This window comes from Roseofilum sp. Guam (assembly GCF_017746735.1).
Classification (GTDB): Bacteria; Cyanobacteriota; Cyanobacteriia; order Cyanobacteriales; family Desertifilaceae; genus Roseofilum; species Roseofilum reptotaenium.
The window spans coordinates 102,764-109,710 of the sequence record NZ_JAGHZN010000006.1 but is presented as its reverse complement, the minus strand read 5'-3'; the positions used below and the strand labels follow the sequence as shown (position 1 = coordinate 109,710).

Genomic DNA, 6,947 nt, shown 5'->3' with positions numbered 1-6,947 from the left:
GTGATGGTCGTACGACTGTCATGTGACTGATGTATTGATGGAATTCTATGGCAATGTTTCTATGAATAAGTTTTCTCTATTTCTATGACCTATTTACCCTGCACTCTTTTGGAGTGGTGTAGGATGAGTTTGTGTGAAATATGTGTGTAGATTGCGAAAGGTATTGAACCCCTTCTGAGGGTGAGAGTCGCTCTCTACCTAGGATTATTTCAGACGGAGAGAGAGGGATTTGAACCCTCGGAAGGTATTAATACCTTCAACAGATTAGCAATCTGCCGCTTTCGACCACTCAGCCACCTCTCCAAGGAAAGCCTTACCTATGATAACAAATTGAGCCGAGAAAGGCAAGGGAAGCGGGGAATTCTTTCAGCAAAATCCTCGCTCCTTCAAATGGCGCGTCCAGTCCCAATGGTGGAGGAAAAAGTCTTTAGTTTGTTTGTATCCCAAGCGATAGAGTTTGACCTTCTTCTCCGAGCTAAGGGAAAACTCGGTAGTCGTGACTTTGGCTTTGGTGACATCGATATTAATCACCCGACCTTGGTCACCATGGCGTACATGGTATCGGTCTCTGGCATTAGCCATCGATCGCAGGGAAGCAGTAAATAGATCAAGGGCATTGTTAATTTTAGGTGGATTCAGGGTTTGATCGATTAAGCGAAAGCCAAACGTAGGCCATTTAGGAGGGTTCAGGGGATCGCCGGAAGGGCGGTCATAAATCCACAAAGGGAAGTTACTGAGCAAACCACCATCGAGAATAAAAGCATTACCGAGTTTTTCGGGTTGGAAAAATAAAGGAATACTCGAAGATAAGCGCACGGCTTCAGCGATACTAAAGTCTTGGTAATGCTTGAGATTATGCTGTTGTAGAATAGCTTGGCGATGGCTTTGTTGGTCTTTGTTAAGTCGAGCAGAATTGGGATTGAGATCGTCAGGCAGAACCCACATTTCGCAGTGGGTGATATTGGAGACGACAATCTTCAGTTCTCGTTGGGGATCGAGGCGTTTGACATCAGTAAACGTTTCAATTCCCCTGGATTTAAGGGTTTTAGCAATCCAGTCTCGGAAGGGATCTGAGGAATATTGACCGAGTTGTTGGGTCAATAATAAAGAGATGATCATCGATAAAGGTGCTTGGAGGTCGTCGCTGGGATCGCCATTGAAAATGAAGGGGCTAGTTTTTTGAGAGAAGATGCCATTATAGTCGATGCTACTCAAGATCTCTTCGAGTTTATTAATCGGAAAACTAGCTGCTAAAAAAGCTGCGGTTAATGAACCCGCAGAGGTTCCAGCCAGCTTTTTCCATTGAATGCCCAAATCTTCACAGCAGCGTAAGGCTCCTAATAGGGCAATACCTCGTACTCCTCCCCCTTCAAAGATGGCATCAGCATAGTAATGACCATCAACAGGTTCGGGAAAACGGCTCCAAATCTCTTCTTTTTGTTTTTCTGTGAGTCGGAGGTCTTGATCGTCTAGGAGTTGGGGATTGATGTTAATAAATGATGCCATGTTCACCTTCGGAGATCACGGTTTTAGATGTTGCTGCAAGAATTGTAGAGTGCGATCGCCCGCTTGTTGAGCGATTTCGCTAACATAGGCAGTGGAGTTCACCCGACTAAAGCCATGATTTACACCTAAGTAGCGATGTAGAATAACTTGAGGATGGTCTTGGAGACTAGAGATCATTTGAGTTTGGGCATCGGGACTGACATATTCATCCAATTCTGCTAGGTGAAGCATCAGGGGGGTTTTAATCTGCTCTTGTTCATGGAGATTGTTATCAATACCCACCCCATAATAGGAGATATTACAATCAGCCAGCGATCGCGTGGCCATTAAATAGGCCAGTTTTCCCCCCAGACAAAATCCTAGGGTTCCGACTTTACCGCTACAACTCGGTAAGGCTTTGACTGCTTCTAAGGTAGCGATCAGATCGTCTACGCCTTGATCTTCATTAAACTGCTCGTAAAGACTAAAGGCTTTAGCTAAATCTTCTTGATTGTCAGGTTCTAGCTCAATGTTGGGTTCGAGTCGCCAAAACAAATCGGGAACTACAGCCAGATAGCCCAAACTAGCGTACTCATCTGCTATCTGACGCATGATAGCATTCACCCCAAAAATTTCTTGAATGACGATTAATCCTGGGCCGTTTCCTCCAGGGGGTTCAGAAACATAGGCGCTAAAGTTACCACCATCAAGGGTAGATATGATTAGGTCTTGGTTTGTCATGGCGATCGCTTATCTCCAGCCTGACTGTACTTAGCCAGCGTACAGCTATAGTGTACCGCTTTTTTCTCTCATCGGAAGAAGCTATAGCTAAGATGCAGGTGTTCAGAGCTTATCCAATTCGGCATAGTCGGGTAAAGTTGTATCAATGGGTTTACCATTACGCAATACAATACGGTCATGTTGGGAACGGGCTAAAAGTTCAGTAAATCGCCGTCCTTTGAAGAGAATTAAGTTAGCAGGTAAATCGACAGCGATCGCTACTGGATTAGGTAACTTCATAATTTTACCTGGAATTGTGGTGACTGCTTGCGGCCAGTTGCCATAAGGAATATCTAAATGGGCAATTCGCACACTTTGATTAAAGACTTCTAACATGTCATGATCGCCAAAGGCAAAAAACGGATCGCGACAATTATCAGAGGCGAACATGACCGGAATTCTCATCTTTTGCATTTCCTGAACTAAGGTTAAACCGCGATAGGTGGGGGTTTTTCCTGGTTGCCGGTCTTGCAGGTAGAGATTGCACATTGGTAAGCTGACAATGGAAATTTCTGCTGCTTTGACTGCGTTTAGGGTTTCTTGGACAATTTCTGGAGTTTGTACGGCTAAACTACAACAATGACCGCAGGTAATTTGACCCTCAAATTTATATTTGAGAGCCATTTTAGCGACTTGATAAAGGGTACGCGCTTCTAGATTCAAACTTTCATCAGTATGGAAATCCAGGTCTAAATTACGCTCTTTAGCCATGGACAAAACTTGATAAATTTGACTCTCAAAATTAGGATTCATGAGGGGCATTCCCCCTAGAATTCCGCCTATTTCTGCCAAGCGATCCGCTAACTGTTGTCCTTCTGGAGTACATAACTCATCTAACGTGCTTAAGCTCACTGCTTGTAATTCAAGTTTCCCTTGCCATTCTTCCCGGAGAGCTTGAAAAACGTCCCAAGTTACTTTAGTTTCTTCACCTCTCAAGTCGAGATGGGTGCGGATAGCTTGGGTTCCGTGGGCATAACTACACTTTAGGGCAAAATTCATACGCCGATAGAGATCTTCGGCCGTCCAATAGCGATCGCCATCTTCTCCAGAAGCAGCGATCGCCCCCTCGAATGTACCCTCAAGGTTAGGGCTACGATGCCAAATATGGCCCTTATCCAGATGAGTATGGATATCAACAAAAGTCGGCCAGACTTGACCTCCCTTCATATCATAGACATCATTTTCATGGCTTGGGGGGCGATCGCCACTGGCACAAATTTTAGTAATCATGCCCTCTTCGATACAGATATCTACCCGCACCAATTTTTCTGAATTAGGTGTAACCGTAGGAGGGCAATGTTTGGGCAGAAACAAAGACAGAGGAACTTGGGCATTAGAGAGCCAGTAACCTTTGCCCTCTAGAATATTGTGAGAAGTCATGGTTAATAAGTCATGGGTAAGGGTTAATCTCCGCGTTTATGCTCCCTGAGTAGAGTTGAAGGGAGCACACATCCCCATTCCCTATTCCCTATTCCCTTTCTTCCTCTTTTTGCAAAGCTCGCTCTTGGCGTTTTTTACGTCCAGCCTCCAAAATATCCTTCATTACTGCCTGAGCTTGCTTCACCTTTTCCAAATTCGACCGATACAACTCAATATCCTTTTGCAATTTCTCCAAAGAAAGTCCCAATCCCTGGGCAATCTTTTCCAACGTTTGGTTACGACTCTCCTCAGTTTGGAGTCGTTCAGAATCAACCGTAGAGACGAGCGTATACAAACCAATCGCAAACAAACGACTATATTTAAACTTAGGATTATCGGCGATCGCCTTCAAGCGCCCTCGCAGAGCATCCGCACCATCACCCTGATGCGGATCGCAAACCAGAGCAACCACAGCCTCTCCAGACCAATCCTTAATCTGTTCCTGAGCCTGTTGAGCCTCTGCCCGATAAACATTGACATCGCTCTCCAATGCTTGACACAACGCTGCAAAAATAGATGCTTTTTCACCCTCTGGTGAATATCCCTCCATAAATTGGTCAAAGGACGAAACAACCCCAAGAGCATAAATGGGGTCATACTCAAAGTCCACATTGACCGACAGCAAATGCATCTCTACCATCAATTCTTCCACCACACGGCGGTAGATAGAATTAATGGGCCGGGTATGGTTAGTATAAAACGCTCGCTTAGTATCGGAAACAGTGCGGACAGTATTCACAGCTACAATTATCAAGAGTGGGTGATTCTATTCTCGCGCCTAAAGGTCACTTTGCCAAGGTTTTCCCCAAAAACCAGCATCAAAGTCCCGTCACCAGGAGTTTAAGACAATTGCTTCCAGAAAGCGGACTGTCTCCTCTCCTAGTGACTCAAACACATTTGTCAGACCCTTTTGCCCCAATTATCCTGCAACCCTGGGAACCCCTTCTAGTGCATCATTTTCTGTTTCAAAAATTTCAAATACAGAATCCATCATCGTCACTTCAAACACCAACTTAGCTTCCGGATGAACATTACAGATGCGAAAAGATCCTTTAACCTTCTCCGCATCCCGCATCCCAGCGACCAAAGACGTTAGGCCTGAGCTATCAATAAAGTTTACTTGACCCAGATTTACCACCACATGCCTACTGAGCTTAGAAATACATTCCTGTAGTTTCAAACGAAATTGCCAGGCTGTAGTGATATCTAAACGTCCAGTTGGCGTTAAAACAATAACTGTTGTTCCATCTTCCGTTTCGTGTGTTCTTTGCTCCATTTTGATCGTCTACCTTCTCTATTAGGAATTGTGGACTTTTGGGTTGATTGTAGTATCTCAAATCGACTTGGAACAAGCCTTAGACCCATAATATACCGTTGGGCGCTGGTAAACTGAAATAATTCTTAATCCACGATCCGCAGATCTCACTGGCAATGTTACCCTAGCGTGAATGACCCACTCCCCGTTGACATTAAAACCCGCCTAATCCTGCTCAAACCTAAGTGTATCAATGATTTCTTTATTTTTTAGTGTGAGTATTGAATAGACAATGCCAGATTTTTTGTCTAAGCTATTGGGCCGCAAGAGTCGTAGAGTTCGCTGTACCCTAGCCAAAACCTATCGTGTCATTAGTTCAGCTTCGGTTGACGATCTATGGCAAACTGTTGTTGATTTCGCTGATGTCTCTTGGCATCCCCTCTTAGCACGAACCAATGTCCCTAGGGGTTTGGTTCCCAAACCGGGGCTAATTTTTAGGGCCGTGACTCGGTTTTGCCCCATTCCAATTCGCATTTTTGTCGAACGAGTCAGACCCGGAGAACTCTTAAGCATTAGAATTTTGGCGATGCCCGGAATTGAAGAGAGGATGATCTACCAAGTTGAATCAACGGTTTGGGGCACTCGCATCTCCTATTCAGTCACCCTGCGCGGATGGCTCTCTCCTCTGATTTGGTCGTTTATTCGTCCCTATGCAGCCAAAGTCGCCGAAGCTCTAGCCAAAGCAGCAGAGAAGGCGGCTCTTCAAGGTGGCCCTGGAAAGAAAACCCATCCAGGAAACTCGGTAGATTTTGGATTTTAAGTCAACCCGTATGAAAACCGATGAGAACTGCCCAAGGGCGTTAAGATTTGATAAGTAACGTCGGAATAATCAACAGCCAATAGCAAATCCTTATGACTTTGACCCTTGATCCCCAATCCGTTTTAGAAGTCCTGCGACCTGTGGAAGACCCAGAACTGCGGAAAAGTTTGGTGGAATTGAATATGATTCGCCAGATTGAGATTGATGCCCAGGGAAATGTGAATTTTACTTTGGTGCTGACTACTCCCGCTTGTCCACTGCGGGAATTTATTGTCGAAGACTGTACGAAAGCGGTGAAACAGCTCCCAGGGGTTCAAGCGGTGAATATTGAGGTGACAGCAGAAACGCCCCAATTCAAGAATACCTTACCCGATCGCCAAGGGATTGAGGGCGTGAAAAATATTATTGCCATTTCCAGTGGTAAAGGGGGAGTGGGCAAAAGTACGGTGGCAGTGAATGTGGCCGTCGCTTTAGCCCAAACTGGGGCCAAAGTTGGGTTAATTGATGCTGATATTTATGGCCCCAATGCCCCGACTATGTTGGGTTTAGACTCAGCGAAGGTGATGGTACAAGATAGAGGGGGCAAAGAAGTCCTAGAACCGGCTTTTAATCATGGGGTGAAGCTGGTTTCCATGGGCTTTTTGATCGAAAAAGACCAACCGGTGGTTTGGCGCGGCCCCATGCTCAATGGGGTGATTCGCCAATTCCTCTATCAAGTGGACTGGGGTGAGTTAGATTATCTGATTGTGGATATGCCTCCTGGAACTGGAGATGCCCAATTAACCTTGACTCAAGCGGTTCCCATGGTAGGGGCCATTATTGTAACCACACCCCAAAATGTGGCCCTTCTCGATTCGCGTAAGGGGCTGAAAATGTTTGAACAGATGGGGGTTCCAGTGCTGGGAATGGTGGAAAATATGAGTTATTTTATCCCGCCGGATCTGCCCGATCGCCAATATGACATTTTTGGTTCGGGAGGGGGTGCAAAGACCTCAGAAGAACTCGGTGTTTCCCTGCTCGGTTGTATTCCCCTAGAAATAGGTTTACGGGAAGGTGGCGATCGCGGCGTACCCATTGTGGTCAGCGATCCTGAATCGGCTTCAGCTCAAGCGTTAGTCAAGGTCGCTAAGGCGATCGCGGCTAAAATCTCTGTCGCTGTCCTCACCAGATAACTTATCCTTTTGTCAA

At 45.6% G+C, this 6,947-nt stretch carries 7 protein-coding genes and 1 tRNA gene; 2 read left to right on the top strand and 6 right to left on the bottom strand.

What is annotated here, in order from left to right:
- Positions 1–214: 214 nt before the first annotated feature.
- The 6 genes from J7529_RS03580 to J7529_RS03555 form a co-directional block, all read right to left on the bottom strand.
- Positions 215–303, bottom strand: a tRNA-Ser gene (locus tag J7529_RS03580).
- Positions 304–366: 63 nt separating this feature from the next.
- On the bottom strand, positions 367–1,506 hold the full coding sequence (locus tag J7529_RS03575) for a patatin-like phospholipase family protein (RefSeq protein WP_318727859.1): 1,140 nt from the start codon (positions 1,504–1,506) through the stop codon (positions 367–369).
- A gap of 15 nt (positions 1,507–1,521) precedes the next feature.
- Complete coding sequence (locus J7529_RS03570) at positions 1,522–2,226, bottom strand: dienelactone hydrolase family protein (protein WP_318727858.1); 705 nt, start codon at positions 2,224–2,226, stop codon at positions 1,522–1,524.
- 102 nt (positions 2,227–2,328) lie between these two features.
- Positions 2,329–3,645: a cytosine deaminase gene (locus J7529_RS03565; RefSeq protein ID WP_318727857.1), complete on the bottom strand. Its 1,317-nt coding sequence runs from the start codon at positions 3,643–3,645 to the stop codon at positions 2,329–2,331.
- Between the two features lie 88 nt (positions 3,646–3,733).
- Positions 3,734–4,423, bottom strand: coding sequence for a photosystem II biogenesis protein Psp29 (psb29, locus tag J7529_RS03560; protein WP_271945431.1), 690 nt, complete (start codon positions 4,421–4,423; stop codon positions 3,734–3,736).
- 180 nt (positions 4,424–4,603) lie between these two features.
- Positions 4,604–4,960 carry an STAS domain-containing protein gene (locus J7529_RS03555; protein WP_271945430.1) on the bottom strand — a complete coding sequence of 119 codons (357 nt, stop codon included), beginning with the start codon at positions 4,958–4,960 and terminating at the stop codon, positions 4,604–4,606.
- 271 nt (positions 4,961–5,231) lie between these two features.
- On the opposite strand from J7529_RS03555, the gene J7529_RS03550 reads away from it, so the two are divergent.
- Entirely contained in the window at positions 5,232–5,759 is a 528-nt protein-coding gene (locus J7529_RS03550) for an SRPBCC family protein (protein ID WP_318727856.1), read from the top strand.
- Positions 5,760–5,851: 92 nt separating this feature from the next.
- Positions 5,852–6,931: an Mrp/NBP35 family ATP-binding protein gene (locus J7529_RS03545; protein ID WP_271945428.1), complete on the top strand. Its 1,080-nt coding sequence runs from the start codon at positions 5,852–5,854 to the stop codon at positions 6,929–6,931.
- The last annotated feature ends 16 nt before the right edge of the window (positions 6,932–6,947 follow it).